The sequence below is a fragment of the Micromonospora sp. NBC_00421 genome, assembly GCF_036017915.1.
Classification (GTDB): Bacteria; Actinomycetota; Actinomycetes; order Mycobacteriales; family Micromonosporaceae; genus Micromonospora.
Genome location: NZ_CP107929.1, coordinates 5,051,516 through 5,077,977, shown reverse-complemented (window position 1 = coordinate 5,077,977; position 26,462 = coordinate 5,051,516). Strand labels below are relative to the sequence as shown.

25 protein-coding genes are annotated in these 26,462 nt (G+C 71.6%); 12 read left to right on the top strand and 13 right to left on the bottom strand.

Annotated features, from left to right (window positions below):
- Nucleotides 1-7 precede the first annotated feature (7 nt).
- Complete coding sequence (locus OHQ87_RS21415; RefSeq protein ID WP_328340489.1) at nt 8-1,294, top strand: type III PLP-dependent enzyme; 1,287 nt, start codon at nt 8-10, stop codon at nt 1,292-1,294.
- On the opposite strand, the gene OHQ87_RS21410 is transcribed toward OHQ87_RS21415, so the two are convergent.
- Together OHQ87_RS21410 and OHQ87_RS21405 are read right to left on the bottom strand one after the other, a co-directional pair.
- On the bottom strand, nt 1,266-2,000 hold the full coding sequence (locus OHQ87_RS21410) for a formylglycine-generating enzyme family protein (protein ID WP_328340487.1): 735 nt from the start codon (nt 1,998-2,000) through the stop codon (nt 1,266-1,268). The genes OHQ87_RS21415 and OHQ87_RS21410 overlap by 29 nt on opposite strands.
- Nucleotides 1,997-2,827 carry a formylglycine-generating enzyme family protein gene (locus tag OHQ87_RS21405; RefSeq protein ID WP_328340485.1) on the bottom strand — a complete coding sequence of 277 codons (831 nt, stop codon included), beginning with the start codon at nt 2,825-2,827 and terminating at the stop codon, nt 1,997-1,999. Before OHQ87_RS21405 ends, OHQ87_RS21410 begins: the two co-directional genes overlap by 4 nt.
- Before the next feature lie 265 nt (nt 2,828-3,092).
- Between OHQ87_RS21405 and OHQ87_RS21400 the strand changes: the two genes are divergently transcribed.
- From OHQ87_RS21400 to OHQ87_RS21380, 5 genes are all read left to right on the top strand, one after another.
- Nucleotides 3,093-4,046, top strand: a complete 954-nt coding sequence (locus tag OHQ87_RS21400) for a hypothetical protein (protein ID WP_328340483.1) — start codon at nt 3,093-3,095, stop codon at nt 4,044-4,046.
- 209 nt (nt 4,047-4,255) lie between these two features.
- Nucleotides 4,256-5,305, top strand: a complete 1,050-nt coding sequence (locus OHQ87_RS21395) for a radical SAM protein (protein ID WP_328340481.1) — start codon at nt 4,256-4,258, stop codon at nt 5,303-5,305.
- Complete coding sequence (glmS, locus tag OHQ87_RS21390; RefSeq protein ID WP_328340479.1) at nt 5,305-5,772, top strand: methylaspartate mutase subunit S; 468 nt, start codon at nt 5,305-5,307, stop codon at nt 5,770-5,772. The genes OHQ87_RS21395 and glmS overlap by 1 nt, the downstream gene beginning before the upstream one ends.
- Nucleotides 5,759-7,162: a hypothetical protein gene (locus tag OHQ87_RS21385; RefSeq protein ID WP_328340477.1), complete on the top strand. Its 1,404-nt coding sequence runs from the start codon at nt 5,759-5,761 to the stop codon at nt 7,160-7,162. Before glmS ends, OHQ87_RS21385 begins: the two co-directional genes overlap by 14 nt.
- Nucleotides 7,159-8,412: a glutamate mutase L gene (locus OHQ87_RS21380; RefSeq protein ID WP_328340475.1), complete on the top strand. Its 1,254-nt coding sequence runs from the start codon at nt 7,159-7,161 to the stop codon at nt 8,410-8,412. The genes OHQ87_RS21385 and OHQ87_RS21380 overlap by 4 nt, the downstream gene beginning before the upstream one ends.
- A 3-nt stretch (nt 8,413-8,415) precedes the next feature.
- On the opposite strand, the gene OHQ87_RS21375 is transcribed toward OHQ87_RS21380, so the two are convergent.
- A complete protein-coding gene (locus OHQ87_RS21375) occupies nt 8,416-9,714 on the bottom strand; it encodes an ATP-grasp domain-containing protein (RefSeq protein WP_328340473.1) in 1,299 nt (432 codons plus the stop codon).
- A 159-nt stretch (nt 9,715-9,873) separates the two neighbouring features.
- Here OHQ87_RS21375 and OHQ87_RS21370 point away from each other — a divergent pair, with 159 nt between their 5' ends.
- A complete protein-coding gene (locus tag OHQ87_RS21370) occupies nt 9,874-11,214 on the top strand; it encodes an MFS transporter (protein WP_328340471.1) in 1,341 nt (446 codons plus the stop codon).
- 186 nt (nt 11,215-11,400) lie between these two features.
- Entirely contained in the window at nt 11,401-12,588 is a 1,188-nt protein-coding gene (locus OHQ87_RS21365; RefSeq protein WP_328340469.1) for an ATP-grasp domain-containing protein, read from the top strand.
- Nucleotides 12,589-12,597: 9 nt separating this feature from the next.
- Here the strand turns inward: OHQ87_RS21365 and OHQ87_RS21360 are convergent, their stop codons facing one another.
- The 6 genes from OHQ87_RS21360 to OHQ87_RS21335 form a co-directional block, all read right to left on the bottom strand.
- Nucleotides 12,598-14,163, bottom strand: a complete 1,566-nt coding sequence (locus tag OHQ87_RS21360) for an AMP-binding protein (protein WP_328340467.1) — start codon at nt 14,161-14,163, stop codon at nt 12,598-12,600.
- Between the two features lie 83 nt (nt 14,164-14,246).
- On the bottom strand, nt 14,247-15,407 hold the full coding sequence (locus OHQ87_RS21355) for a GNAT family N-acetyltransferase (protein ID WP_328340465.1): 1,161 nt from the start codon (nt 15,405-15,407) through the stop codon (nt 14,247-14,249).
- 266 nt (nt 15,408-15,673) lie between these two features.
- A complete protein-coding gene (locus tag OHQ87_RS21350; protein ID WP_328340463.1) occupies nt 15,674-17,305 on the bottom strand; it encodes a serine/threonine-protein kinase in 1,632 nt (543 codons plus the stop codon).
- Between the two features lie 295 nt (nt 17,306-17,600).
- Nucleotides 17,601-18,161: a hypothetical protein gene (locus tag OHQ87_RS21345; RefSeq protein ID WP_328340461.1), complete on the bottom strand. Its 561-nt coding sequence runs from the start codon at nt 18,159-18,161 to the stop codon at nt 17,601-17,603.
- Nucleotides 18,162-18,267: 106 nt separating this feature from the next.
- On the bottom strand, nt 18,268-18,804 hold the full coding sequence (locus OHQ87_RS21340; protein ID WP_328340459.1) for an alpha/beta fold hydrolase: 537 nt from the start codon (nt 18,802-18,804) through the stop codon (nt 18,268-18,270).
- A gap of 9 nt (nt 18,805-18,813) precedes the next feature.
- Complete coding sequence (locus tag OHQ87_RS21335; protein WP_328340457.1) at nt 18,814-19,002, bottom strand: hypothetical protein; 189 nt, start codon at nt 19,000-19,002, stop codon at nt 18,814-18,816.
- A 433-nt stretch (nt 19,003-19,435) separates the two neighbouring features.
- On the opposite strand from OHQ87_RS21335, the gene OHQ87_RS21330 reads away from it, so the two are divergent.
- Nucleotides 19,436-19,939, top strand: a complete 504-nt coding sequence (locus OHQ87_RS21330; protein ID WP_328340455.1) for a DUF3159 domain-containing protein — start codon at nt 19,436-19,438, stop codon at nt 19,937-19,939.
- On the opposite strand, the gene OHQ87_RS31435 is transcribed toward OHQ87_RS21330, so the two are convergent.
- Genes OHQ87_RS31435 through OHQ87_RS21315 form a run of 4 tightly spaced genes read right to left on the bottom strand, consistent with a single transcriptional unit; the run spans nt 19,936 to nt 23,162 of the window.
- The gene (locus OHQ87_RS31435; RefSeq protein WP_442930584.1) at nt 19,936-20,178 is read right to left on the bottom strand and encodes a winged helix-turn-helix transcriptional regulator; all 243 of its coding nucleotides are present in this window, start codon (nt 20,176-20,178) and stop codon (nt 19,936-19,938) included. The two genes, OHQ87_RS21330 and OHQ87_RS31435, sit on opposite strands and share 4 nt — an antisense overlap.
- Entirely contained in the window at nt 20,171-21,349 is a 1,179-nt protein-coding gene (locus OHQ87_RS21325) for an SGNH/GDSL hydrolase family protein (RefSeq protein ID WP_328340453.1), read from the bottom strand. Before OHQ87_RS21325 ends, OHQ87_RS31435 begins: the two co-directional genes overlap by 8 nt.
- A 59-nt stretch (nt 21,350-21,408) precedes the next feature.
- Nucleotides 21,409-22,011, bottom strand: a complete 603-nt coding sequence (locus OHQ87_RS21320; protein ID WP_328340451.1) for a response regulator transcription factor — start codon at nt 22,009-22,011, stop codon at nt 21,409-21,411.
- Nucleotides 22,008-23,162, bottom strand: a complete 1,155-nt coding sequence (locus OHQ87_RS21315; protein ID WP_328340450.1) for a sensor histidine kinase — start codon at nt 23,160-23,162, stop codon at nt 22,008-22,010. The genes OHQ87_RS21320 and OHQ87_RS21315 overlap by 4 nt, the downstream gene beginning before the upstream one ends.
- A 107-nt stretch (nt 23,163-23,269) precedes the next feature.
- Between OHQ87_RS21315 and OHQ87_RS21310 the strand changes: the two genes are divergently transcribed.
- The 3 genes from OHQ87_RS21310 (at nt 23,270) to OHQ87_RS21300 (ending at nt 26,210) form a co-directional block, all read left to right on the top strand.
- Nucleotides 23,270-24,151, top strand: a complete 882-nt coding sequence (locus OHQ87_RS21310) for an ABC transporter ATP-binding protein (protein ID WP_328340448.1) — start codon at nt 23,270-23,272, stop codon at nt 24,149-24,151.
- Between the two features lie 254 nt (nt 24,152-24,405).
- On the top strand, nt 24,406-25,449 hold the full coding sequence (locus OHQ87_RS21305) for an IS110 family transposase (RefSeq protein ID WP_328340447.1): 1,044 nt from the start codon (nt 24,406-24,408) through the stop codon (nt 25,447-25,449).
- 41 nt (nt 25,450-25,490) lie between these two features.
- The gene (locus tag OHQ87_RS21300) at nt 25,491-26,210 is read left to right on the top strand and encodes an ABC transporter permease (protein WP_328340445.1); all 720 of its coding nucleotides are present in this window, start codon (nt 25,491-25,493) and stop codon (nt 26,208-26,210) included.
- Nucleotides 26,211-26,462 lie beyond the last annotated feature (252 nt).

The following is a 26,462-nucleotide window of genomic DNA, read 5'->3' as shown; positions in this document are numbered from 1 at the left end:
AACGCACGTGAGCGAGCCGCTGGAAGACCTGCGACCGTCGATCGACCATTCATCGGAGTCGGCTTTGCGGCACCTCGCGGCCGAACTGTCGACCCCGCTGCTCGTGCACGACCGGGCCGTGCTGCGCCGACGGGCCGAGGAACTGCGGCGGGTGCTGCCGGCCGACGCGCTCCTGCTCTACTCGCTCAAGGCCAACCCGCTCCCACCGGTCGTCGCCGCCCTCCAGGCCGCAGGCTGCGGCAGTGAGGTCTCCTCTCTCGGCGAGCTCTCCGTGGCGCTGGGCACCGGGGCACCACCAGGCCGGCTGCTCTACACCGGCCCGGGCAAGTCGATCGCCGAGCTCCGGGCGGCGGTGGCCGCCGGAGCCGTCCTGTCCTGCGAGTCGGCGGTGGAGGTGGCCCGGCTCCGCGAGGCCGTACGGCCCGGTCCGGCCGATCCCCTCCCGGTCGTGGTCCGGGTCCAGCCGCCGAGCCGTCCGGCGGCCGGCCTGTCCATGGCGGACGGTCGGCAGTTCGGATTCCTGCCGGACGAGGCGGTCGACTTCTGCCGGCGACCGGGCGCGGGGGTCGAGGTCCTCGGCTTCCACTGCTACCTGGGCTCCCAGCTGCCCACGCCCGACGACCTGCTCGCCGCGTTCGCGCACGTCGTGGACGTGGTGGGGGAGATCTCCGCGGCGTCCGGCGTGCAGCCCCGCGTGGTCGACGTCGGCGGGGGCTTCCCCTGGCCGTACGCGGCACCCGGCGAGGGGCCGGACCTGACCCCGCTCACCGTGGGCCTGCCCCCGGTGCTTGCCCCGTTGACGTCCACCGGTGCCGAGATCTGGTTCGAGTCCGGTCGTGGCCTGGTCGCGGCGGCGGGACGGCTGCTCACCACCGTGCGGGACGTCAAGGAGCGGGGCGGGAGCACCGTGCTGGTGGTCGACGCCGGGGTGAACGTGCTGGGCGGCATGTCCGGGCTGGGCCGGGTGCTGCGTCCGAGCACCCGGTTGCGCAACCTGTCGAACCCGGACGGTGCGACGACCACGGTGGACGTCGTCGGGCCGCTCTGCACGCCGCTCGACCGGCTCGCCGTCAACTCCACGGTCGCCGCCCCGCGCGTCGGCGACCTGCTCTGCGTCGAGAACGTCGGCGCGTACGCGACGACCGCCGCGCTGTCGGCGTTCCTCTCCCGGCCCCCCGCGGTGGAGGTGGTGGTCGACGGCGACGACGTGGTCGAGGCGTGGACGCTGGCGAGCGGCCACCTGCCGGTCGCGCTGGGCGTGCCGCTCAGCGCCGGGTCGGTGCGGGGGAGCTGAGCACCCGGAAGCCGATGTACGGCACCGCGCTCAGCTCGTCGGCGGTGAACACGGTGGCGTTGTCGAAACTCTCCGGGTTGCGGACGGTGTAGGCCCCGCCCTTGATGACACGTGAGCCGGGGTTCCCCGCCTCCGGGCCGTCGGGGGCGTCCAGCGCATCCTGGCACCACTCGAAGACGTTTCCGGTCATGTCGTGTAGACCGAAGCCGTTGGCGGGGGTACGGCCGACCGGCCGTGGACCGGTCGCCGCGGGGGCGTACACCGGCCGGTCGAAGTCGTTGCCGAGCGCCCAGCGGAAGCCGGCGGGCCCGGCGGCGGCGTGCCGCCACTCGGCGGCGTCGGGTAGCCGGCACGGCACGCCCGTCCGGCCGGCGAGCCACCGGCAGTAGGCGGTCGCCCCGTGCCAGGTGACCCAGGTGGCCGGCAGGTCGCCCAGGTCCGGGTCGATCTCCACGGTGCCGGCCGGTGTGCTGCGCAGACCCGTGCCGGGGGTGGCGGGAAGGCCGTGCAGGAACGGTGCGGGGGACCGGTCCAGCCCCAGGTCGACGAGGTAGTGCCAGTACTGCCCGACGGTGGTGGGCGTCGCGGCCAGGCGGAAACCGGCGACGGGCGTCGCCTCGTCGGGGCGTAACGGGGCCGGGGGCGGCACGTCGACGAACGTCGGCGTGACGGCGGCGGCGATGGTGCCGGACCTCTCCTCCGTCATCGCGACCGGGCCACCCGGAACCCGTAGACCTCGCACTTCGTGTCCTCGTACGCCGCCATCCGGCTCGCCGGGCCGACGTCCGCCGCCGGGTCGACGAAGGACCCGCCCCGCACCACCCGGAACGAGCCCTTGGTGACTCCGGTCGGGTTGCGTCGGGGCTCGGGACCGTAGGGGCCGTAACGGTCGTGGCACCACTCCCGGACGTTGCCGAGCATCCCGTACAGGCCCGCGGCGTCGGCGGGCAGGCCCGCCACCGGGACCGGCGCGGGCTGTCCCGGCAGGAAGTTGCCGGCGCGGCTCTCCCCCGCCCGCAGCCGTCGGCAGGCGGGGCCGGCGTCGGAGGTGTTGGCGGCGTCGCCCGGTGCCACGGTCTCCTCGGGGTGGCCGTCCCGGCAGGCGGCCTCCCACTCCGCCTCGGTGGGCAGCCGGTAGCCGTCGGCGTCGGGGTCGACCCCGCGGACGGGCAGGTCGTACACCGGGCGTCGGCCTTCCTGGCGGGACAGCCAGTTGCAGTAGGCCGCCGCACCCCAGTAGCTGATCTGGATCATGGGGAAGTCGGCGCAGCCCGGCCGGAGCTCGAAGCCACCGGGACGGTGCACGACGAAGCACGGGTCGATGCAGTCGACGTCCAGGTGGCTCACGTCGCCGGGGCGGTCGCGCAGGAAGGCGTGGAAGTCGGCCGCGCTGACGCACCTGTCACCCAGGTCGTACGCGTCGAGGTGGATCTCGTGCGGCGGGTGCTCCCGAGCGGTCAGCGTGGCGGAACCGACCACCAGCCGCCGGGCGGGAAAGGCCGTCATCGAGAAGTTCCGCAGATCGGTGAGCATGATGGCACCTCGGTCGGTGAGCCGTGCGTGGGGAACGGTTCGGGACGGGATCACGGTGCTACCGGATGGACGGTAGCGCCGACCGAGGTCGCTCGGCAACGCGTCCGGAGCCTGTCGGCCGGGGTCGGAGATCCGTCCCGCGCCCCGGTTGTCCTGCTCATGTCGGTCGATCCCGTCCGGGTCGGGGGCGGGGTCCGGCGGGGTGCCTGACGCATGGTGGACAGCGGCCTTGTCGGGGTCTGCCACGTCCGGCACACTCGGCCGGGTGGCTGACTGGCCGACGTCGCTGAGTTTCATCGTCCCGCCGCACTCCGAGAGCTTCGGCATCGGGCGACGACTGCCCACCCGGTCGTACCTGGAGCGGTTGGTCGGGTACGCGCGCGCCGCCGAGCGGGCCGGCGTGGTCGGCGCCTTCGTCTACGACTTCCCGGCCGCGATGGATCCCTGGCTGGTCGCCTTCGACCTGCTGGCCTGCTCGCCGACGCTCCAACCGGTGGTGGCGGTCCGGCCGCACCAGGAGAGCGCGGAGTCGGTGGCGCGGCGGGTGGCCGACCTGGAATACCGGTTCGGACGGCCGACGCACGTCAACATCGTGGCCGGAGCGACCCGGACGGCACGCGCCGCCGAGCCGGACAAGGTCGCGGCCCGGCGTCGGCTCGCGGAGTTCGCCGTGGAGCTCCGGGCCGGCCTGGACCGTGGGCGGTACGCCGAGGGGCCGTGCGCCCCCCTGCTGGTGACGCCCTCGTCGTCGACCGCCGGGGTGGTGCCGGTCGACGCTGTCCTGATGATGGCCCGGCCCCGGGCCACCCTGGCCGGGGACGTCGCCCGGGTCCGGGCGGAGCAGGGCGTCGACCGGGTCGCCATGCTCGTCGGTCTGGTGGTGCGGGAGACCGACGAGCAGGCCTGGGCGGCCACCACCCGGTGGTACGCGCCGGACCGGCGTCAGGAGGTGGCCGGCAGGATGTTCATGTCGCAGGTCGTCTCCAGCGAGCACACCGCCAGCTACGCCCTCGCCGAGGCGCGGGAGGTCCACGACGAGCGGCTGTGGTACGGCGCGCCGATGCGGGGGATCGACGCGCCGAAACTGGTCGGATCCGTGGCGGGTGTCGCCGACTGGCTGCGGTCGTGTCACGACCTCGGCATTACCGACATCATTATCGACCTACCTCCAGATCCCGCAGAATTCGGGCACATCGGTGGAGTTTTCGCCGCAGGATGACGATTCGCTGTTTCCCGGGCGTTTCGATAGCGGTGGTACGACGGGTTCCCGACATGGCCTTGCCTGCGGGAAGTGATGAGAGTTAATCTTTTTCGAGGTTGAGTGGGGGCGTTGCCGTCCTGGCCAGCGCGACCGAATCGCACCGAGGCGCAATTTTCCGATCTCGGCGGCACGTCGCCGCCCGGATATCTCGCTGCAGGGGAGCGAAAGTGACATTCAAGTCTCTGGAAATGGATCGCGTGGGCGGGGGCGCCCTGCGGGCAATCGAGATCGGTGTGACGTCGCGGTGCAACTTCCGCTGCGACTACTGCGGTGCGTACGACCTTCTCGAGCGGAAGATCCTCTCCGTCGAGGACGTGGCGAACGTGATCGACACGCTGCCCGATCTCCAGCGCGTCAAGCTGTCGGGCGGCGAGGTGCTGCTCGAGTTCGACATCTGCGAGGGCATCGTCCGGTACTGCACGAGCAAGGGCATCGAGACGCAGATCAACTCCAACGGCACCGTGCTCACCGAGGAGAAGTTCCAGCGTCTCGAGGCGGCCGGGCTGAGCGTCCTGCACTTCTCGCTCAACCACACCGACGCGGCCAGCCACTCCGCGTTCTACGGCGTCACCGAGAAGATGTTCGGCAAGATCGTCACGGCGATCGGCCGGTCGGTCGCCTCGTCCTCGATCGACACCGTGGTCGAGACGATCCTCTTCGACGAGACCGAGTCGCGGATGGCCGAGGTGCACCGCTTCGCGGCGGAGCTGGGCGTCCGGAAGCACGAGATCCAGATGGAGATCCCGAGCGTCCACCAGGGGTACGCGAACACCCTCGACGCCGACCGGGTCTGCACGGCGATCGCCAACCTCGTCGAGCAGCGGGATCCGCGGACGACCCTCTTCTTCAGCTGCCTGTCGGCCTACCTCCGGCCGGGCAGTGACGGGTGGAAGCGGCTGCAGCCGCTGCTCCGCGACCCGGGGGTGATCTACGCCAGCTGTATCGAGGGCAAGGCGCAGCTCCACCTCCACTCCAACGGCGACGTCATGATCTGCGAGCTGGGCAACCCGGACGTGATCGGCAACGTCTTCGAGACCGACATGCTCGCCATGTACGAGGAGAGCCCCAAGCTGAAGGCGTTCGTGCAGAGCAAGCACGAGGACCAGACCTTCTCCTGCTTCCGGCACTTCGACAAGCCGGGGCAGAAGACGGCCAACCCGGGTGGGGTGGCGCTGCTCGGGATGCCGACGCTCGCCGTCAGGTCCGCGTCGGAGTAGTGGACGCGTCGACGGGGCCGGTGGCCGGTCCGGACATCCTGCACGACGCGTCCGGACCGGGCGTCGTGCTCGGCGTCGTCGGCCACGACATCCACGTCGTGGCCAACCGCATCCTGACCATCGGGCTGGCCGAGGAGGGATTCCGCCCGTACAACCTGGGCACCAGCAACGACATCGTGGACTTCGCCGACGCGGCGTGGGAGACGGGCGCCCGCGCAGTGCTGGTCGCCTCGATCAACGGCGAGGGTGAGGGCGCCTGCGGGGGCTTCGGCGCCCACTTCGCCGCCGTCGGCCTGGCCGACGTCCTCCTCTACGCCGGCGGGAACCTCGTGGTGGGGGACCGCCCCTCCGCCGAGGTGGAACGGCTCTTCACCGGCTTCGGCTTCCACCGGGTGTTCCACCGGCCGTCGAGCTTCCGGCCGGTGTTCGACGCGCTGAAGCGGGACCTCGTCGATGTCCGATCCTGACGACCCCTGCCTGGGCGACCTCGACGACGAGCGGGCGCAGGTCATCCGGGCCGGCGGCTCGACCGAGCTCGACCTGTCGACCGCCCGCCGCTATCTGGAGTCACTGCCCCGCAGCCGCTTCGCCTCGGTCGCCTACCAGCGGGAGCGGGACCGGCCGTACATCCAGCCCCGGGGCGGTTTCCCCGGCTGGGACCAGCAGCGCGCACTGACCGTGGCGCTGCACCGGGCGGGCGCGGACTTCATCCCGCTGACGATCGACAGCTACACCCGGCACAACGACTACGCCACCGCCGGCAAGCTGCTGGAGGCCGGTCACGCCGAGGGGCACGACCTGCTGAACGGGTATCCGTTGGTCAGTCACGGCTTCGCCCGTACCCGTGACCTGTACGAGGGCGTCGACGTCCCGGTGAGTCTGCGCCACGGCACCCCCGACGCCCGGCTGCTCGCCGAGGTGGCCCTGGCCTCCGGCATCACCGAGATCGAGGGCGGCGGGCTGTGTTACTCCCTGCCCTACGCCAAGAGCTACCCGGTCGACCGGGCCCTCGTGCACTGGCAGTACGTGGACCGCCTCTGCGCCCTGGTCGGGCCCGCGGACGCGCCGATCCACCGGGAGTCGTTCGGTCCGCTGACGGCGACCCTGGTGCCGCCGGTGACGACCGTCGTGGTCCAGCTCTGCGAGTTGCTCCTCGCCGCCGAACAGGGCGTCCGGTCGTTCGCGGTCAGCTTCGGCCAGACCGGCAGCTTCGAACAGGACGTCGCCATCGCCCGGGTACTGCGCCGGCACGCCGCCCGGCTCCTGGCCCGCGCCGGCCGCCCCGACGTGCGGGTCGGCCTCGTCTACCACCAGTGGATGGGTGCCTTCCCCACAGAGCCGTCCCTGGCCTGGCAGCTCATCGCCGTCTCGGCCGCGCTGAGCCGCCTGGTGGGGGCCGACAAGGTGGTGGTCAAGACGCCGGAGGAGGCGATCGGCATTCCCCGCGTCGAGACCAACGCCGCTGCGGTCCGTGCCGTCCGGTACGTGCTCGACATGTTCCCCGGCACCGCCGCGCTGTCGAGCGAGGTCATCGACGAGGAGGACGACCTGATCGACGGCGAGGTCACCGAGGTGATGGAGCACGTGCTCCAGCAGGCGACCGGATCCCTGCTCGCGGCGGTGCACCGGTGCGTCGTCTCGGGGGTCCTCGACGTGCCGTTCGCGCCCCACGAGCAGAACGCCGGGCGGCTGCTCACCGACCGTGGACCGGGGCGGAGGATCCGCATCCTGTCGCCCGGTGCGGTACCGCTCTCCAGCAGCCACCTCCGCCGCGAGCGCGAGCTGCTGGGCACGCGTCACGACGACCGGAGCCCGCTCTGGGAACGCCTGCTGCGCGACGTGCGGATCCTCGCGTGACCTCCACCGGAACGCTGCTCGTCGACGTGGGCAGCACCGTGGTGAAGGTGTGCACCAGGTGGCGGGCCGACCGCTTCTCGGCGGTGCAGCGGATCCCTCGACTTCCCGGCATCAGCCCCGGCGACCAGGTCGTCGAGATCGCCGCCCGACGGCTGACGGACGCGGTGACCGGCGTGCGGGTGTGCAGCTCGGCCAGCGGGGGAGTTCTCGTCGGCGTACTAGGACTCTCCGGGCGGCACAGCGTGGCGGCGGCGGCCCGGGCGGCGGTCGCCGCGGGCGGGAACGTCCGTTACGAACGCGTGCTCACCGACCTGTCCGGCCCGCCCGCCCCGCCGGTGGACGTCCTGATCCTCACCGGCGGGGTCGACGGCGGGGACCACCACCGGTTGCGCGCCGCGCTGGCCGGCGCGCGGCTCGCGGACCATCCGCACGAGATCCTGGTCTGGGCCGGAGTGGACGCTCCCGAGGTCACCGCCCTGCTGCCGCCGCACCGCAGCGCCAGCAACGTCCTCGACCGTCACCTCCGACCGCGTCCCGGTGGGCTCACCGAGCTGGTCCGAGACATCTACACGAGTGATCTCGTCGGTCGCAAGGGTCTGGGCGCGCTGGCCGACGTCACCGAGACGCCCATCTGGCCCACCCCGGCAGTCGTCGGGCTGGCGGCGGAGCGGATGAGTCGACGAGGTCTCCTTCTCCCCGGCGTGACCGCACCGTTCGTCCTGATCGACGTGGGCGGCGCGACCACCGACGCCTTCGCCTGCACCGAGCTGCGCCGGGCGCATCCGGCGCGCGGCACCGGGCCGGACAGCTCCGTCGTCCGGCATGTCTTCACCGACCTCGGTGTCGTCGCCTCCGGGCCCGCCCTGCTGGGCCGACTCGCCGCCGATCCGGACCTGTTCGACCTGGTCCGGGCGGTGGCACCGGAGCGGTCCCGCGGTCTCTACCACGACCTGTGCGCCGGTCGTCAGGCGGCGCTCAAGCCTCCGGTGGGCTTCCTGTGCTGCGTCTTCCTGGCCCTGCGCCGGCTCGCGGCACCGGACGGCCCACACCTCGTGGACGTCGGTCGGGCGGCCAGCGTCGTCGTCACCGGCGGTGCCCGCTGCGGTGCGTCGACGGCGCAGATCCGCCGGGTCGTGGAGGCCGCCGCCGGCCGGGTGGAACCGCCGCGCGCCGTGGTGGTCGACCACCGCTACCTGCTGTGGGCGTACGGCCTCCAGGACGTGCCGGCACGGAGCCCGGCGCCCTGCTGACCCTCAGGCGTCGGCGGGCTCGTCCGTCACCTCGAAGAGCTGGGCGGACAACTGGTCGGCCACGTCCAGGTGGGCGCGGGGCGGCACCGACTCAGGGGTGGCGTCCGGCCAGAAGCACTCGACGTACCCCTCGCGGGTCAGGTAGTTCGCCGACACGGCGGCGGAGACGTGACCGGGGGTGGCGAAGACCTCGTAACTCGACACCGCGGGAGGCACCGTCGTGGGCGTGGCGATGCGGGTCATCCGCCCCGGACGCGCCTTCAGGGTGGCGATGGCCGCCACTCCGACAGCCGGCCCGGGCAGCGGCAGCTCGTCGAGCTGGTCCAGGTAGGAGCGCACGTGCAGCTCGTACGGTGAGATCCCGAGGGCGCGTTCGACGAGGTCGAGGATGCCGTCGCCGGCGGTGCGCGCACCCACCTCGATGATCTGCGGATCCCGGCCGTCCTCCAGCCGGATCTCGACGTGGGCGAGCCCCCGGTCCAGGCCGATCGCGGCGCACGAGGCGATCGCCAGCTCCCGTACGTCGGCGCGGTCGGAGTAGCGGCTCGGCACCCGGTGCCCGATCTCGGCGAAGTAGGGCTCCGGCCCGAGCGACTTGTCGACCACGGCGAGCGCGACCCGGCGGTCACGGTGGTTGAGCACCTCGACCGAGACCTCGTCGGTCAGGGTGCAGAACTGCTCCACCTGGATCGACCGGTTCTTGACGGTGAACGTCGCGGCGGTCTGGTCGATGATCGTCCGGACGTACCCGTACGCCTCGGGCACCTCGGCGGCCGACCGGATCAACCGGACCCCGAGACTGCCGCCGAACGCCGACGGCTTGATGACACACGGCAGGCCGAACTGCGCGATGGCCTGGTGGACCTCGTCCACGCTGTCCACCTGGCGGTACCGCGGCGTGTCGAGGCCGGCGGCCAGGAGCCGGTCCTTCATCAGGTTCTTGTTGATGGAGGAGGTGACGACCGCGTCCCGGCTGAGGTAGGGCACGCCGTAGTGCTCGGCGAGGGCCAGGCCGGCGACGAGCACACCGTCGATGAACGGCACCACGGCGGCCGGGGTGCAGCCGGTCTCCTTCTCGAGGTCGCGCACCGCCTCCAGGGCCGCCACCGGGTCACTGCTGACGCCCCGGACGACGTGGTCGAAGAACTTGCCGGCCCGGGTGGCCGCGGTCGGTGCGATCGTGACGACCGGCCCGGGGAAGCTCCGGACGGCTGCCACGATCGCGCGTTCACGCAATGCCATGGTGGCACCGAGCACCAGGAGATAGCGGGAGTTGGCGCGCAGTGCCGACGCGGTGCTCACCGGTGCAGGCTAACAGTGGCCGTGGTCGATCGGCGACCCCGACGCGCCCGGCACCCGGACGGTCGCCTCCGTGTCACAGGGCGACCATGCGGGAACGAACTGTGATAGAAAAATCGCCGAGTGCCTATCCGTTTCGACTCGTGCGAGAGGATCCCGCGCATGGCCGACGACGGGTCGCCCGAGACTCCCGGTCCCGACCCGTCCGCCGGTGCAGTGGCGACCGACGCCCCTCCGAGGGCCGACGACCGACCGGCGGCTCCGGCCGGGATGCGCAGCCGTGTGGTCCGCCTCGCCGTCGGCTGGCTACCGGACGGGACGGCGGTCCGGCGGATGCTGGCCGTGTCGTTCATCGACTCCCTGGGCACCGGCATGTTCCTCACCGGGTCGGCGCTGTTCTTCACCCGGGACATCGGGCTCACCGCGGCGCAGGTCGGCCTGGGCCTGTCCCTGGCCGCCGTCACCGGCTTCCTGTGCTCGGTGCCCGTCGGCCGCCTCTCGGACCGGTACGGCGCACTACCGGTCCTGGTGGCCCTCCAGTTCTGGCGGGCGACCTGGTTCTTCGCCTACCCGATGGTGGACAGCCTGCCCTGGTTCCTCGTGGTGTGCTGCCTCGCCGGTGCCGGCGAGTGGGCGGCAGGCCCGGTCGTGCAGAGCCTGCTCGGCTCGCTCGTCGCCCCGGCGGCGCGGGTACGCACCATGGCCGCGGTGATGCTGGTCCGCAACATCGGCTTCGTCCTCGGCGCGGCCTCCGCGACGATCGCCATCGCCGTGGGCGGCGGCGACGTCTACCGGGCGCTCGTCGTCCTCGACGCCGTGTCCTTCCTCGTCTCCGGCGCTCTGCTGCTGCGGTTGCGCGGCCGGCTGGCCGTCGTCCGGCCACCGACCGACGACCAGGAGCAGGCCGGGCTTCGTACCCGGCCCAGCCTCCGGTTCCTCGTGCTGGCTCTGCTCAACGGCGTGCTCTATCTGCACGCCGTGATCCTGAGCGTCGGCCTGCCCCTCTGGATCACGATCAGGACGGACGCGCCGGTGGAACTCGTGGGCGCGGTCGTCGTGCTCAACACCGTGCTCGCGATCTCGTTGCAGATGCGGCTGAGCCGGGGCGTCGACGGGTTGCGACCCGCCGCGTCGCGCCAGGTGTACGCCGGGCTCGTCCTGGCCGTGTGCTGCGGGCTGGTGTCGGTGACCGGCTCGGGCGCGCCCGCCGTGGCGGCGGCCCTGATCCTGGCGGCGACCGTGGCGCTGACGGTGGGCGAGATCTACCAGTCCGTCGGTGCCTGGGGCGTGTCCTACGGCTATGCGCCCGACGCCAGCCGCGGCTACCACCTGTCGCTCTACAGTCTCGGCTCCACCGGGGCGATGATCGTGGGTCCGGCACTGCTCACCTCGGTCGTCCTGCCCGCCGGGGCGGTCGGCTGGCTGGGTCTGGGGGCGGTGCTCGCCGTCGCCGGGGCGCTCGTGCCGGTCGTCGTGGGACGCCGTCTGTCCCCGGCCGGGTGACCGGCGGGCCGACAGCGTCGCCGCCGGGCGCCGGACGGAGGATGCCCACGGGCAGTGACGAAGGATGCCCCCAGGCGGTGACGGGGGCAGCCCACGGGCAGTGACGGGGGCAGCCGACGGGCAGTGTCGGGGGCTGCTGGCAGCAGTGACGGAGTTCGCCGGTCGGAAGTGACGGAGGAGGACGGGTTGGGAGAGTTGTTGCTGATCGGGGTCGGCCTCATGGGCCGGCCCTACCTGGCCGCGGCGCGTCGGCTGGGCCTGAGCGTGCACGTCGTGGAGACGGCCGCCGCCGCAGCCGCGCTGCCGGAGCAACCCGATCACCTGACGGTGACCAGTGGCGACAGCGACGAGGCCTGGGCGGCGGCCGCCGCCTCGGCGACCGCCGCGCGGACGCCCGACGGAGTCGTCGCCTTCACCGAGCCGCAGGTGCTGGCGGCCGCCCTGGTGGCGGAGACCTTCTCGTTGCCCGGCCCGTCACTGGGCGCGGCGGTGCTGTCGCGGAACAAGGCGCTGCAACGGGGCCGTTTCGCCGCTGCCGGCATCCGGCAGCCCGAGTACCTCATCGCCACCGACCTCAACGCCGCGGGGCAGTGGGCGGGCGCCCGCTTCCCGGTGGTGGTGAAGTCGTTGTCGTCGGCGGGCAGCGTCGGCGTCGAACTGGTGGCGGGCGAGCGCGGGTGGACCGACGTCGTACGCCGCCGTGCCGGCGAGACGCCGCTGCTGGTGGAGCAGGCCGTCGAAGGGTCGGAGTACAGCTGGGAGGCGCTGGTCCACGAGGGTGCCGTCTGGTTCTCCACCGTCACGGCCAAGGCTACGACCGGTCCCCCGTACTTCGTCGAGACTGGTCACCGGACGGCTGCGCCGGTCGACGACGTGACGCGCGCGGCCGTCGACGGCTTCGGCCGGTCCGTCCTGGCCGCGCTCGGCATGGGCAGCGGCATCGTGCATCTGGAGTTCCGGCTGGCCGACGCCGGTGCCACGGTGATGGAGGTGGCCGTCCGGATGCCCGGCGACTACCTGATGGACCTGCTCGGCCTGACGTACGGCATCGACTGGTTCGAGATGGTCGTCCGGCTGGCGATGTCGATGCCGCTGCCGGAGCGACCGCCGCGGTGGGTGGCCCACGCCGCGGCGCACTTCCCGCTCGCGGAACCCGGCGTCGTCACGGCGATCGAGGGGCTGGACGAGGTGCGGGCCCACCCGGCGGTGCGACGCGCCGGCGTGTTGGCGGGGGTCGGCGACGTCCTCGCCCCGGTGGTGTCGTCCGCACAGCGGCGTGCCTACGTCATCCTCTCGGCCGACGACCCGACCCTGGTCGACGACGGGCTCGAACTGGCCCGTCGGAGCTTCGTCATCCGGACCCGGCCGGCCTGACCGGTAAAGTCAGGGCCGGTCGCCGTCGGTGGCGGAGGCGGGGCTCAGCAGCGAGTCCCGTACCCGTTGCCTGTCGATCTTGCCCTGGTTGCCGGTGGCCGGCAGGGACGGGCGCGGCACCAGGCGGTGCGGCACCATGTGGGTCGGCAGGTGGTCGACGAGGAAGCGCCGGAACTCCCCCGCGTCGACCGGCGCGCTCACGGTGTAGACGAGGGCGACGTCCTCGCCGATCTCGACGTTCGGCACGCCGACCGCCACGCACGCGTCGACGCCGGGGAACCGGGCGGCCGTCTCCTCCACCTCGGTCGGGCTGACCCGGAACCCCGAAGTCTTGATCATCGCGTCGCGCCGGCCCTGGAAGTACAGGTAACCCTCCTCGTCCCGGGTCACCATGTCGCCGCTGAACACCACGGTCTCGCCGGGGTACGCCGGCAGGGTCCGGAACCGTTTCGCGGTCTCCTCCGGGGCCTCCCAGTAGCCCTTGGCGATGCAGCCCCCCCGGTGGACGAGTTCCCCGGGCTCGTTCGGGCCGACCTCGCGGCCCTGCTCGTCGAGGACGAGGATCTCCACGTCCGGAATCGCCCGACCGATCGACGTGGGACGGCGACCGAGCTGGTCCGGTTCCAGGTAGGTCGAGCGGAACGCCTCGGTCAGCCCGTACATGAGGAAGACCTCCGCCACCGGAAAGGCCCGGGTGAGGTTCTCGATCATGCGGTGCGACACCGCGCCGCCGGACGACGAGACGTAGCGCACGGCGGAGAGGTCCCCGGTCGGCCATTCCCGGAGCAACCGGGGGTTGAACATCCGGGTGACGATGACCGGCATGACCGGCAGGACGGTGATGCGCTCGGCGGCCAGGAAACGGAACAGGTCCGCGGGGAACACCAGCTCGTGCAGATGGAGCTGGGCGCCGGTGTACAGCGCCTGCCAGAGCTGGTTCAACCCGTAGTCGAAGTTCAGGGACAGGACGCTGCCGATCCGGTCGTCGCGGCGGGTGCCGAGGTACCGGACGGTGATCCGGGCGCCGTCGCAGACGTTGCGATGGGTCACCATGATGCCCTTGGGTCGGCCGGTGGAGCCGGAGGAGTAGATGATCCCCGCGAGGTCGTCGCCGATGGCGCGTTGCGGCACCGCACCACCGTCGGTCCGCGCAGCCGCGTCGCCCGGCTCGACGCAGACGTCCCCGGCGAGCAGCAGCGGAAGCACGGGGACGGAGGTACGCAGCTCGTCGGCGCGTACGTCGTCCGTTATCGCGGTGCGCATCCCGGAGTCCCGGACGATGTGCCGGATGTTGTCGCCCTTGAGGGTGGGCAGGATCGGCACGATCACCGCGTCGGCCGTCGACACGGCGAGGATCGCCACCACCTGGTCGACCGACTTCGCCATGCAGATCCCCACCCGGTCGCCCCGCCGGACGCCGTGACGCGCCAGGACTGCCGCGGTGGCCAGCGCCGCGTCCCGCAGCTCGGCGAAGGACAGCGACCGCGTGCCGTCGCTCACCGCGAGGTCGTCGCCGAACGTCCCGGCCGCGTCGTGCAGCAGGGCGTGGACCGTGAACAGATGCCGGGTCGTCATCGCACCACCCATGCCGGTCGACCTCGCCTTCCTCGTCGTGTGTGAGCGCTGCGGGCGGACCGGCGGGCGATCCGGCCGCCGGATCAGCAGAAGGTCTCCCACTCCGCCGTGCCCAGGGCCGCCGCGACCGCCGGCGAACGCCCGGCCAGGTCGGACCGCAGGGCCGCGTTGTGGTCCCGGATCTCGTCGCGGTGCTTGTCCAGCACGCTGGTCGCCGAGAGGTCCAGCAACCACAGTGGACGAAGCTCGGCGCCCCGCAGCGCCTTGCCGTCCGGGGTCGCGACGCCGGCGTGCAGCCACCGCACGCCGGGTAGCCGGGCGGGAAGGTGGTAGGCCAGGTTGAAGTACTCGGCGGCCCCCCGGAGCCGCTCGTAGTCGAAGCCCACCGCCCGCAGGTAGACCGTGTCGCCGTCGCGGTAGTAGAGGCAGCAGCCGACCGGCGGTTCGTCGTCGTAGGCGCAGAGCAGGACCTCGGCCCGTGGCCCGGCCAACTCGCCCTGCTTGCGGAACCCGTCGTAGTAGACGGACGGGTCACCCGCCCGGCCGTAGCGTTGCTCGGTGTGGATCGCGAGCCGGGCCACGTCCGCCCAGGCCTCCCGGAGGGTACGCCGGGTAACCCGGTAGCCGGCCTGTGCGAACCGCCGTACCTCGGCGCGGATACGACGGATCCGGTGCCGGGAGCCCAGCGACTCCAGCCACTCCTCCCACCCGCCGGGCGGAATGCCGATCCAGGCGTCGGCGGCCAACAGGACCGGTTCCGCAGTCACCCCCGCCTCCCGGAAGGCCAGCACGTCCGGGGTGGTCAGGTGTACGGCGACCTGCGCGGACGCCGACGCGGGCGGCACCGGTGGGCGCGCCGACCGGACCTCCTCGAGGATCCTTCCGGCGGCCGCCACCGGGTCGGCTCCCGGCGAGGTCAGCAGGTTCGCCAGGTAGCCGCGGCGCTGTCCGACGTAGATGCCCTGTGGTGGAGGGCTCGGCAGGTGGTGGGCGGCGAGAATGGTGCCCCACCGGCAGTTGGGGTGTGGATCCGCGCCGACCGCGATCACCGGCACGCCCGCCCGCCCGCCGTCGGGCAGTGTCACGTGGACGCCGCCGGAGGCACCCCCGCCCTCCAGCGCGCACAGCCGCAGCCAGAACGCCGAGGAGTAGAACCGGTTGCCGGCCATCTCGTCCCACTGCTGGTCGGCGAGCCCGCCGAGCGGGTCGCTGAAGTAGTCGGTGCCGCCGTCGAGATGGCCCATGTCCCGCCTTCCGCCGCGTATGTCATGATCGTTTCTCCGCCGGGGGCCGGTCCGCTCCATAGATTGCCGTGCGCGTCGGCGACACGCCAGACCCCGCGACGCCCCGACGGCTTGTCTCCAGGTCCGCCGCCAACACCCGGCCGGCTGGCTGGCGGCGGCGCTGCGGGCGTCCGCCCTGCCGGCTCCCTGTCGTGGGTGCCCAGCGGGTCGGGGCCGTCGGGGGGACGCTCGTCTGTGGTGCGCGTGTTCCTTCGGGGGCGCGCGAGTCAGACCGCGCCCCGGTCGACCAGGCTGAACGTGGTGGGGACCGGGGCGTCACCGAGGAACTCCACGCGGATCCCCTTCTTGCTCGGGCTCCACTGCACCACGCCGTACTCGTCGCTGATGATGGAGTAGGAGGTGCGTCCCTTGTCGTCCTTGCCCTCGCGGGTTATCCCGAACACGGTTGCGGCTGTGGCGTAACAATCGGCTCCCACGAGCGACGCGTACCCCTTCGCGTCGATCTTGACGCCGAGGCAGGGTCGGTGGGCGATGTCCGGGTTCACCGACCTGATCATGTAGTCGACACCGACCGGTTCGAGCACGAAGAGCGCATCCTTGCCGGTCCCGTCACCGACCTCGAGTTCCCCGTGGAACGGCAGCGACAGGTCACGGTCGATCTCCACCACGTGCAGCAGGATTCGCCGCTGGCCTGCCAGGATGGCCCGGGTAGGGTCCGCACCGGTCGACGGTGGCGGCTTGCCCGATGCGGGTGTGGACCCGGCGGCCGCCGGCCCGCTCGCCGTCGGGCTGCCGGTCACCGCCGGGCCGTCCCGGTCCGACGTGGACCGCCCACTCAGCAGTTGCGGGCCGAACAGGGAAGCGGGCACCAGCACCGCGACCACCGCGGCGGTCGCCGCCAGGGCGGTGAGCCAGCCGCGCCGACGGGAGCCCGCTCGGCGGACCGGGGCCGGATCCGGATCCGGGGCCGGAGCCGGTGGCACTGGCCGCCGGCCCTGCTCGTCACCGCCGGCGGCGGGCGACACACCCGCCGTCGGCGTCCCGATCAAGGGTTGGGCCGGCTCGCCGACACCCACCGGGTACGCAGCGGTCAACAACCCGTCGAGCAGTTCCCGGGCGGTGGGCCGGGCGGCGGGATCCTTCTCCAACGCCCGGGAGACCAACTCCCGCAACGGCCCGTCGAGCCCGGTCAGGTCCGGAGGTTGAGTGAGGATTCGCATCGCGATGGCGGTGGGCGAGTCGCCCCCGAACGGGTTGCGGCCGGTGGCGGCATGGGCGACCACCGCACCCCAGGCGAAGATGTCCGCGGCCGGGCCCACCGGAGGGCCGGACGTCGTGTCGAACCGCTCCGGAGCCATGTACGAGACGGTCCCGACCATCTGGTTGGTCCGGGTGTGCCGGCTCGTAGCCTCGAACGCTCGGGCGATACCTAAGTCGATGACCTTGATCCCACCCGGTGCGACCAGGACGTTCGCCGGTTTCAGGTCCCGGTGGATCACCCCGGCGCCGTGGATGGCGGTGAGCGCGGTAGCCACCCCGACCGCGATGCTGTGCAGTTGGGCAGGCCGCAGCGGCCCCTGTTCCCGGATCACCCGGGCCAGGCTGGGGCCCTCGACGTACTCCACCACCAGGTACGGCGGGTCATGGTCCGGGTCGGCGTCCAGGACCTCGGCGGTGCAGAACGGCGGAACCTGACGGGCGCGGTTCACCTCGCTACGGAAACGACCACGGAACTCGTCGTCGTGGGAGAGCTCCGCGCGGACGACCTTTACCGCCACCCGCCGTCCCTGCGGTGACCGGGCCAGGAAGACGCTGCCCATGCCCCCCTCGCCGAGCCGGCCGAGCACCTCGTACCCACCGAGGCGGGTCGGGTCGCCGGGACGCAACCCGTCGTTCATGCCGGATGCCCGTAGACCGCGACCAGCGCGCGAACCGTGCCGCCTGTCACCCGTACCCCTTAGGTCAGTCGTACGCCGCCCGCAGCCTATCGCCCACCCACCCAGCGTCATCGATGCCGTCCGCGGGCGGGGTGGGCCGCCACGATGAGGCCGCGCGGGGGCGGCACGATCTGCGCGTCGTCCCGATGTCCCTGGCCGATCCGGCGGTGGCCATCGAGCGGGGCTCCTACTCGACGACGGCACGAGGAGACGGCGGCCACCGTCGGAGGCTCGCCCCGACTCCGGGCGGCGGTCGTCACTCGCGGGTCAGCCCCGGTGGCAGCGCGTCCTCGTCGGGTCGGACCCGGCGGGCGTTGACCAGGGGGTCGCGCGCGAGGGTGTGGATCAGTGGTGCGGGGCCGCCGACGCAGGTCCAGGTGTCGTCCCAGAGCGCGGAGACCAGCCACGACCGGTCGGCGGGGAAGAACAGGTCGGGTAGCGCCCCGAGGTCGTGGCGCATGTGGCCGCCGGTGCGCCAGGTCAGGGCCTGCTCGGGGCCGGCCTCGACGAGCACGTAGGACCAGTCCCAGTAGAGCGACACCCTCGGGGCGTGGGGGAAGACGACGTCGTGGGCGCCGGTGTCGAGGTAGGCCAGCCACCACGGCTGTTCCGGGGTGTGCGTGCTGAGGTCCTCGACCAGGGCCTGCTCGTAGACGGCGGCGGTGACATCGTCGGCCTGGTACGTCGTGGCGTAGGCGTCGAAGGTCTGCGGGACGGCGGTGGTGATCGAGAAGCCGGCAGTGGTGTGACGAGCGATCCATGCCACGTCGTCGGCGGTGCCGATGCGCCAACTCCGTCCGTCCCTGCTGACCTGCACACCGCCATTCAAGCAGGTGCCGCGACGGTTGGCGGGGGAGTCGGACCGCCACCGAACGGCGGCCGGGGCCGGCGATCCCCGGTCACGGTCACCCCCACTACGACCTTCACCGCGTCGATGGAAGCTCCGACGCGGCGGGCACCCGCTTCACCGCATTAGTGGACTCCCATCGGCGTCGACAGGAAGCGTCTGCTCCTGCGCTGCCGCTTCCCGCCAGCAGCTGCCGGGTGTCGTCCTGGCTCCACTCACCCGACGACGCCAGCAACGTGGTCTGGTCCTCGCCGCGATCGCGTTCGGCGTCGGTGAAACAGCTGATCGCGGGCGTCGACGACCCGACCCCACGCGGATCGAACCCCACCACGTCGAACCGCTGCAGCACCGGGCTCTTCGCGTATGCGGCGACGAAGCTCGTCGCCTGGGTCATGCCCGAACCGCCCGGGCCGCCCGGGTTGAGCACCAGTGACCCGTTGCGCTGTCCGGGATCACCCTGGGCAGGGAGCCGGAGCACCGCGACCTGAATGGTCCTGCCCTTCGCGTCCTGGTAGTCCAGCGGCACCTTGAGCCGGGCGCACTCGAAAGGCTTGACGAAGCTCTTCTTCTCGTTCGGCGTGGTGCCGTAGCCCTCGCACGAGCCGAACGACAACTTCTGCCCCTAGTACGCCGTCAGGTCGGCTGCGGACGGCTGCGGGTCGGAACCCGCCGAGGTCGGGATGCTCGTACAGGCCGCCAGCAGGGCGAGCACCGCGGTCGCCCCGGCAGCGGCGCGGAAGCGACCGGTGGTACGCCCCTGAGCTGGTGAGCTGGGCCGGTCCGCTGGCGGGCCGGTGTCGAACAAGGTCATGGGAGCCTCCGGGATCGAGTCGTTCAACAGAGTGCGCGTCCGAGGGAACACCCGACCGTAGCGGCACACTCAACTCGGTAGGGGGACTGACGGCCCGGGCGGTCGGAGCCGCCCTGTGGGGCCCCGGAATCGTCAGCGGAAGAGCTGCCCAGCCGCCGTTTGACTGTGACCCGAGGGCACAGGTTCGGATGGGGGCGAGTCCGCTGAGGGCGGGTCGGACAGGAGGCGAGAGTGCTTCCCCCACGCGGTCGTCGAACTGCACAACCCGTGCAGATCGACGTCCTACAGCGCGTCAACGTCATCCTCGACCGGGACGAACCCGTCGGCTGAACCTGCCCGGCCGCGAGGCGGCCGGCTCGGTTGCCGTGAGGTCGGCCACACCGGGCCGGGCCGGCTTGAGTGTGCCGCTGCGGCATACCTGCTTATTGTTTCGGTGCATATCGACGAGGGATCACCGCAAGTGGTGCCGGAGCGTCATCGCGGTTCCGCCCGCCCCGACGACGCCGGCCAGGCCACCAGCCCGACCATCCTGGACCAGGTGGGCGGCGTCTCCGGGTTCGTCTACTCGACGATCCCGGTAGTCGTGTTCGTGACGGCGAACGCGTTGCTGCCGCTGCTGATCGCCGTCGCCGTCGCCGTCGCCGTCGCGACCGGGCTGGCGTTGGTCGTCTTTCGGCTGCTGCGCGGAGAGCGCCTCGTCTCCGCGGTCGGGAGCCTGCTCGGGGTGGCGGTCGCCGTCGGGATCGTCGCATGGACCGGCTCCGCGCGGGTCGAAGACAGAAATCGCGGGATTCATGCCGATCGGGCATCAGCGGCGCGGTGCGGACTGACCGCGGGTGGATCAGGAGCGGCGTTCCGCGAAGGGGCGGTCGGCGGCGATCGCCCGACCGGGAAGGCTGCCGGGCGCGAGGCGGTGGCGCTCGGAAGTCCGGCCTAATCGAACCGGCGACGCGAGGTCAGGACCTCATCCAGTTGGCGGCGGCTCCACCGGCAGAAGTCATTGATCGTGTCGTGCAGATCCCGGCCGGCGGGGGTAAGTCGGTACTCGGTGCGTGGCGGAACGGTGGCATGAAGCGTCCGATCGACAACCCCGTTCCGCTCCAACTGCCGCAGGGCCGCGAGTTGACGGGTCAGTTCATCCCGCCTCCACCGGGTCTCCCCGGCCCGATCAGGCAACAGGGCCCGCGAAGGGGCCGTTGGTGTCGAACACCTGCGGCCCGAAGCGTTCGGCGATACGCCGGTGGGCGGCGGTGTCCGGGTGCAGGTCGTCGGGGAGCGGCAGCTCGGCGAAGTCGGCCTCGCCGTAGAGAGCGAGACCGTCGAGGTGATGAAGGTTCGGGTCGGCGGCCGCCCGCTGGACGGTGATCCGGGCCAGCTCCTCCCGGACGACGCCGAGGGTGAGCTTCCCGGTCGCCTTCTCGGCCGGATCGCCAGTGGCCCGGAACCGCACCTGCCCGGTGGCGAGGGCGGCGAGGTCGAACGAGCCGGGGCCGGGCGTGTCCTCGTGGATGGGGCAGTAGATCGGGGAGATGACCAGCAGCGGCGTGTGGGGATGGCCGTCGCGGATGGTGTCGAGGAAGCCGTGCACGGCCGGGCCGAGGGCGCGCAGCCGCATCACGTCGGTGTTGACCAGGTTGATGCCGATCTTCACGCTGATCAGATCGGCCGGGGTGTCGCGCATGGTGCGGGCGGTGAACGGGTCGAGCAGCGCGCTGCCGCCGAAGCCGAGGTTGACCAGGTCGACGCCGCCCGAGCGGGCGGCGAGGGCCGGCCAGGTGGTGGTGGGGCCGGCGGCGTTGGAGCCCTGGCTGATGGAACTCCCGTGGTGCAGCCACACCCGGCGACCTCGGATGGGCGCCGGTGTGACGGGGGCGTCGGTGCGCAGGGCGACGAGTTCGGTGGTCTCGTTGTGCGGTAGCCAGATCTCGACGTGCTTCATCCGGTCGGGCAGGCCGGTGAAGCGGACGGTGCCGGGTGGACCCGACCGGCGCTGCGTGGTCCCGCTGCTCATGTCGATGGTCACCGTGTCACCACCGGCGACGCTGGCCTGGTCGATCAGCTGACCGTCGACGAGCAGGTCGTACACACCGTCGGGGCGGGACGGCAGGCCGGTGTAGGTCCATCGGGTAGGCAGCGCGTCCAGCTCGATCGCGGTGGCGCGGGTGCGGATGGCCAGCCGTACGCCGGCGGGCTGGGCCTCCACCATGGCGAGCTGACTGTCGGTGTTCTGGGCGCGCGCCCAGGCGGGCAGCCGGTGCGGCAGCACACCGCGCGCGGTGTGCTGCACGTCGAGCGCGCCGGGTAGGAGGTCCGCGGTGATCGGGGTATCGATCCAGGTGGAGGTCATGCTCTCAATCCATCGAGTGTTGTGGTCTCGCGCCTCGGCGAGGACGCCCGTACCGCCGGTTACAGCCAGTCGTGTTCGCGGGCATATCGGGCCGCTTCGTGGCGGGTCCGGGTCTGGGTCTTGCGCATGGCGTTGGAGAGGTAGTTGCGGACGGTTCCCGGTGCGAGGTGCAGTCGGGCGGCGATGTCGGTGACCGAGTAGCCCTCGCCGGTGACCCGTAGGACGTCGGCTTCGCGGTCGGTGAGGGGGGAGTCGTCGGTGACGGCGAGCGCGGAGACGTCCGGGTCGATCCAGCGTCTGCCGGCGTGCAGGGTGGCGATGACGGAGGTGATGTGGGCAGGCTCGGCGGACTTGCTGACGAAGCCCTGGACGCCGAGTTTCAACGCCTTGCGCAGCACCCCGGGGCGGGCGTGCCGGGTCAGCATGAGGACCACCTGCTCGGGTCGAGTCCGGCGGATCTCAGCGACCGCGCCGAGGCCGTCGACACCGGGCATCTCCAGGTCGATGACCAGCACGTCGGGGCGGTGCCGCAGGGTGGCCTCGATGGCCGTCGCGCCGTCCTGCGCCTCGGCGAGGACGGTGATGTCACCCTCCATGGGCAGCAGCGCGGCGAGGGCCGTACGCAGCAGCACCTCGTCGTCGGCGAGCACGATCGTCGTCATCGACGGCCCTCCTCGCGGGCCGGTGGGCTCACCGCGCCACGGGCGGGCGGGAACGTCGCGGCCGTCTGGAAGCGCCCCTCGTGCTGCTCCACGTTCAGCTGACCTCCGTCACCCGCCACTCGCTGCCGCAGCGCGGATAGTCCCCGCAGCTGCGGTGGGGTGTCGGCGGTCGCGCCGTCGTTGACGATGGTGATGCCTGATTCGGAGAGTGTGATCTGTACCTGGGTGGCCTGTGCGTGGCGCAGGATGTTGGTGGTGGTCTCGCGCAGCACCTGACCGAGCAGTTCGCTGACGCGGGCGTCGACCTCGGCCTCGCGGGTCACCCGGACCCGGATGCCGGCGGCCTCGAACAGGTTCTTCGCGTTCTCGATCTCGGCGGTGAGGTTGAGCCGCCGTTGGGCGTACGCGAGCTCCTTGGTCTGCGTGATGGTGTCGCTGACCAGCGCGTACGTCTCGCGCAGCTCCTTCTCGGCCCGCTCGGTGTCGCGGCCCAGCAGCCGCTGGGCCAGCGCGATCTTCAGCTTGACCACGTGCAGGGTGTGTCCCTGGATGTCGTGCAGGTCGCTGGCGAACCGCACGCGCTCGCGGACCACGGCAAGTTCCGCCTCGCGTTCCCGGGTCTGTTCGAGTTCCCGGATGAGGTCGTAGAACCGCTCGCCCACGATGGTGAAGACCGTCACGACGACGGTGAGGGCGGTCGGGACGAGGACGTAGGTGACGAGGACGTGACCGACGTCGTCCCGCTGCACCATCAGCCGCGTCGCGCCGACGGCGGCGACGTAGCTGAACAGTCCCGCCACCGCCAGCCGGCGGTGTCGCCGGACCTCGCGCAGGGCAAGCGAACCGACGGCGCAGAACCCCCAGTAGGCGTTGGGACTGCCGGTCACCAGGACCCCCAGCGGCCACACCGCTGCCCCGACGATCACACACGGGACCGCTACCCGGGCCAGGTCGTTGGCAGTCCACCGCTCGAAGGCCACCACGGCCGCCACGGCCCCCGGCACAAGGATGACGAGATGCCACCAGGTGCGCGCGTCGATGTAGAGCAGGACCACGGCGGCGAACACGACCGGCGGTAGTGACGTGGCGAGATTGAGCCGGCGCAGCCTTCCCTGCGTCGACTCGGTGAAGCGCGGGGATGTCGCGGTCACCACACCAGTATCCGGCAGCCGAGGGCCACGACCAGTGACACCGCGTCACATTCGGCGGTGACATGGTGCCACTGACGGGAAGGTGGCGCCCGCGCTGTGATGGGTGCATGTCCACCTCACCCGTCATCGAAGTCGACCGGCTGAACCTCACCTACGGTGACTTCCACGCCGTTAGGGACCTCTCCTTCGAGGTGCAGCCCGGAGAGCTGTACGCGCTGCTGGGCACCAACGGGGCCGGCAAGACCTCGACCCTGGAGGTTGTCGAGGGACACCGCAGGCCGTCCTCCGGCGCGGTGCGCGTCTTCGGGCACAGCCCGCAGGACCGGCGTGTGGTCCGTCCCCGGATGGGCGTGATGCTCCAGGAGAGCGGTTTCTCCCCGGACCTCACGGTCCGCGAGTCCGTCCGGCTCGTCGGCCGGCTCAGCGGGCGCCCCGACAACGTTGACCGGGTCCTCGACCTCGTCGATCTCACCGGCCGGGCCGGCCGGAGGGTGTCGCAGCTCTCCGGCGGGGAGAAGCGTCGGCTGGACTTCGCCACCGCCGTCTACGGCACCCCGGACCTGATCTTCCTGGACGAGCCGACCACCGGCCTGGACATCTCCGCCCGCGACGCCGTCTGGACGACCGTCGACCGGCTCCGCGAGAACGGCGCGACCATCGTGCTCACCACCCACTACCTGGAGGAGGCGCAGCAACGCGCCGACCGCATCGGACTGATGCACCAGGGCACCCTGCACCGCGAGGGAACCGTGGCCGAACTGACCCGCACCCTGCCGGCCGTCATCCGCTTCTCCCTCCCGGCCGGCGCGCCGGAGCTGCCGCTGCAGGCGGTGGCCGACGCCGAGGGGAAGGTCGTGGTCGAGACCTTCGGACTGCAGGAGGACCTGCACCTCCTGCTCCGGTGGGCGCAGGACCACGCCGTCGAGCTGCAGGGCCTGGAGGCCGGACCGACCCGCCTCGACGACGTCTTCCGCGCCATCAGCAACTGACAGAGATGATGTTGGTGAGCACCTCCCGCCCGGGGTCTGACCCAGCTACTGACTGACTTCGGGTCCTTAACGGGATTTGTCGGCCTCGGTCGGGAGGTGCTCGTGCACTCACTGGACGTGGCGTTGTGACTTCATAGGAGCCTGGCTAGAGGCCCCGTCTCTGTCTTGTCCGCGTTGCCCGGCTGGTGCGTGCCGCCCTGCTGCCAGCCACGAACGACAGGACGACGATGCCCTCTATTACACCCGATATCGCCATGATCGAGGTCGCCGGCGGCGTCGATACTCACCTGGACACCCACACCGCAGCGGTGATCGACCAGGTCGGCCGAGTGTTGGGCACCCAGCAGTTCCCGGCCACGGTGGCCGGCTACACCGCGTTGTTGGCCTGGATGCGCGGTTTCGGTCGCCTGGGGCGAGTCGGGATCGAGGGCACCGGCGCTTATGGGGCCGGTCTGGCCCGCCGGCTGCGCGACGAGCAGGTCGAGGTGATTGAGGTCGACCGGCCCGACCGTAAGACCCGCCGGTTCCAGGGCAAGTCCGACCCGATCGACGCCATCCAAGCGGCCAAGGCCGCCCTGGCCGGCGACCGGACCGGGATCCCCAAGCAGCGCGACGGCCGCGTCGAAGCCCTGCGCAACCTGCGGGTGGCCCGGCGCAGCGCCGTCGACCAGCGCGCCGACACCCAACGCCAGATCAAGACCCTGATCGTCACCGCCCCCGACGAACTACGCGCCCAGCTACGCGGCCTGACCGTCAAGCAGCTGATCACCGTCTGCGCGAGGATGCGACTCGACCCGGCCGACGCCGCAGCCCCCGTAACCGCCGTCAAAATCGCCCTGCGGTCCCTGGCCCGTCGCCACCAACAACTGTCCGCCGAGATCACCGACCTGGACGAGGTCCTCGATCCCTTGGTGGCCGCCATCAACCCCGGCCTACTCGCCGCCAACGGCGTCGGCACCGACGTCGCCGGCCAACTGCTGGTCACCGCCGGCGAAAACCACGAACGGCTCGCCTCCGAAGCAGCCTTCGCCATGCTCTGCGGTGTCGCCCCGATCCCCGCCTCGTCCGGCAAGACCACCCGGCACCGCCTCAACCGCGGCGGCGACCGCCAGGCCAACGCCGTCCTATACCGAGTCGTGCTCTGCCGCCTGCGCTGGGACCCCCACACCCGCGAATACATGCAACGCCGCACCAAGGAAGGCCTCTCCAAGAAAGAGATCATCCGCTGCCTCAAGCGCTACATCGCCCGCGAGCTCTACCAGCTCATCACCTCAAACGATCTCCAACTCGCCGCTTGACATCCATAGGAGCATCCCGCCATCCCGACAGGAGTTCCACCGTGTGGTCCATCGCCGCAGGCGAACTGATCCAGATCTTCCGCAACCGGCTGGTACTGATCACCAGCCTCATCATCCCGGTCGTCGTCAGCGCGTTCTTCGTCCGCCAGCACGAGACCTACGCCGCCCTCGGCAGCCTCGGCTACATCGCCGCGGTCGTGATATTCACGATCACCGCGTTCGGGCTCTACGCCACCGCCGTCACCACGCTGGCCTCCCGGCGGCAGAACCTCTTCCTCAAGAGGTTGCGCTCCACCGCGGAAAGCGACGCCGGCATTCTCGCCGGCCTGCTGCTGCCCGTACTGGTCCTCGCGGTCGTGCAGGTGACCGCGATCCTGACCGCCCTGGCCGTGGTCGCCGGCGCACCGGCCAACGTCGCTCTGCTGGTCGTGGCGTTCCTCGCAACCCTGGCTATGATGGTCGGCCTGGCCCTGGCCACGGCCGGGCTGACGAACTCCCCGGAACACGCGCAGGTCACCACCCTGCCCGTCACCCTCGGTGTGATCGCCATGGCCACCTGGGTCGGCATCTCCGGCACCGAGAACCTCCCCTGGCTCAAGCGACTGCTGCCCGGCGGTGCCGCCACCGAGCTGACCATGAACGCGTGGAACGGCGGCGTCGCCGTGACCGACTCCCTGCTCCTGTTCGCGCCCACGCTCGGCTGGGTCGTCATCGCCGTCGCCCTCGCCACCCGACTCTTCCGCTGGGAGCCCCGCCGATGACCACCGAACGCCAGCCAAACACAGGGTCCACCGCGCGGCCCGAATGTAAGCGCATCCATCAATGCGGTACGAAGGGGCACGGAACGACTTCGTGGAAGCCATGAACGAAACACCGAAGGAGACGACCGTCATAGCACCCGAGATCACATCCTGATACGCACGGACGTACTGCCGACATCCGGCCGAGACAGCGCCGATCGGTACGACGGCCTTCCCCACTGGTCCGCATAGGCCCGCCGCCGGGAAGGAGGC

Coding starts and splice junctions, on each gene's coding strand:
- OHQ87_RS21410 (WP_328340487.1), bottom strand. CDS start 2,000: ATGACGGAGGAGAGGTCCGGCACCATCGCCGCCGCCGTCACGCCGACG.
- OHQ87_RS21405 (WP_328340485.1), bottom strand. CDS start 2,827: ATGCTCACCGATCTGCGGAACTTCTCGATGACGGCCTTTCCCGCCCGG.
- OHQ87_RS21385 (WP_328340477.1), top strand. CDS start 5,759: ATGTCCGATCCTGACGACCCCTGCCTGGGCGACCTCGACGACGAGCGG.
- OHQ87_RS21370 (WP_328340471.1), top strand. CDS start 9,874: ATGGCCGACGACGGGTCGCCCGAGACTCCCGGTCCCGACCCGTCCGCC.
- OHQ87_RS21360 (WP_328340467.1), bottom strand. CDS start 14,163: ATGACGACCCGGCATCTGTTCACGGTCCACGCCCTGCTGCACGACGCG.
- OHQ87_RS21355 (WP_328340465.1), bottom strand. CDS start 15,407: ATGGGCCATCTCGACGGCGGCACCGACTACTTCAGCGACCCGCTCGGC.
- OHQ87_RS21350 (WP_328340463.1), bottom strand. CDS start 17,305: ATGAACGACGGGTTGCGTCCCGGCGACCCGACCCGCCTCGGTGGGTAC.
- OHQ87_RS21335 (WP_328340457.1), bottom strand. CDS start 19,002: ATGACCTTGTTCGACACCGGCCCGCCAGCGGACCGGCCCAGCTCACCA.
- OHQ87_RS21325 (WP_328340453.1), bottom strand. CDS start 21,349: ATGACCTCCACCTGGATCGATACCCCGATCACCGCGGACCTCCTACCC.
- OHQ87_RS21320 (WP_328340451.1), bottom strand. CDS start 22,011: ATGACGACGATCGTGCTCGCCGACGACGAGGTGCTGCTGCGTACGGCC.
- OHQ87_RS21310 (WP_328340448.1), top strand. CDS start 23,270: ATGTCCACCTCACCCGTCATCGAAGTCGACCGGCTGAACCTCACCTAC.
- OHQ87_RS21305 (WP_328340447.1), top strand. CDS start 24,406: ATGATCGAGGTCGCCGGCGGCGTCGATACTCACCTGGACACCCACACC.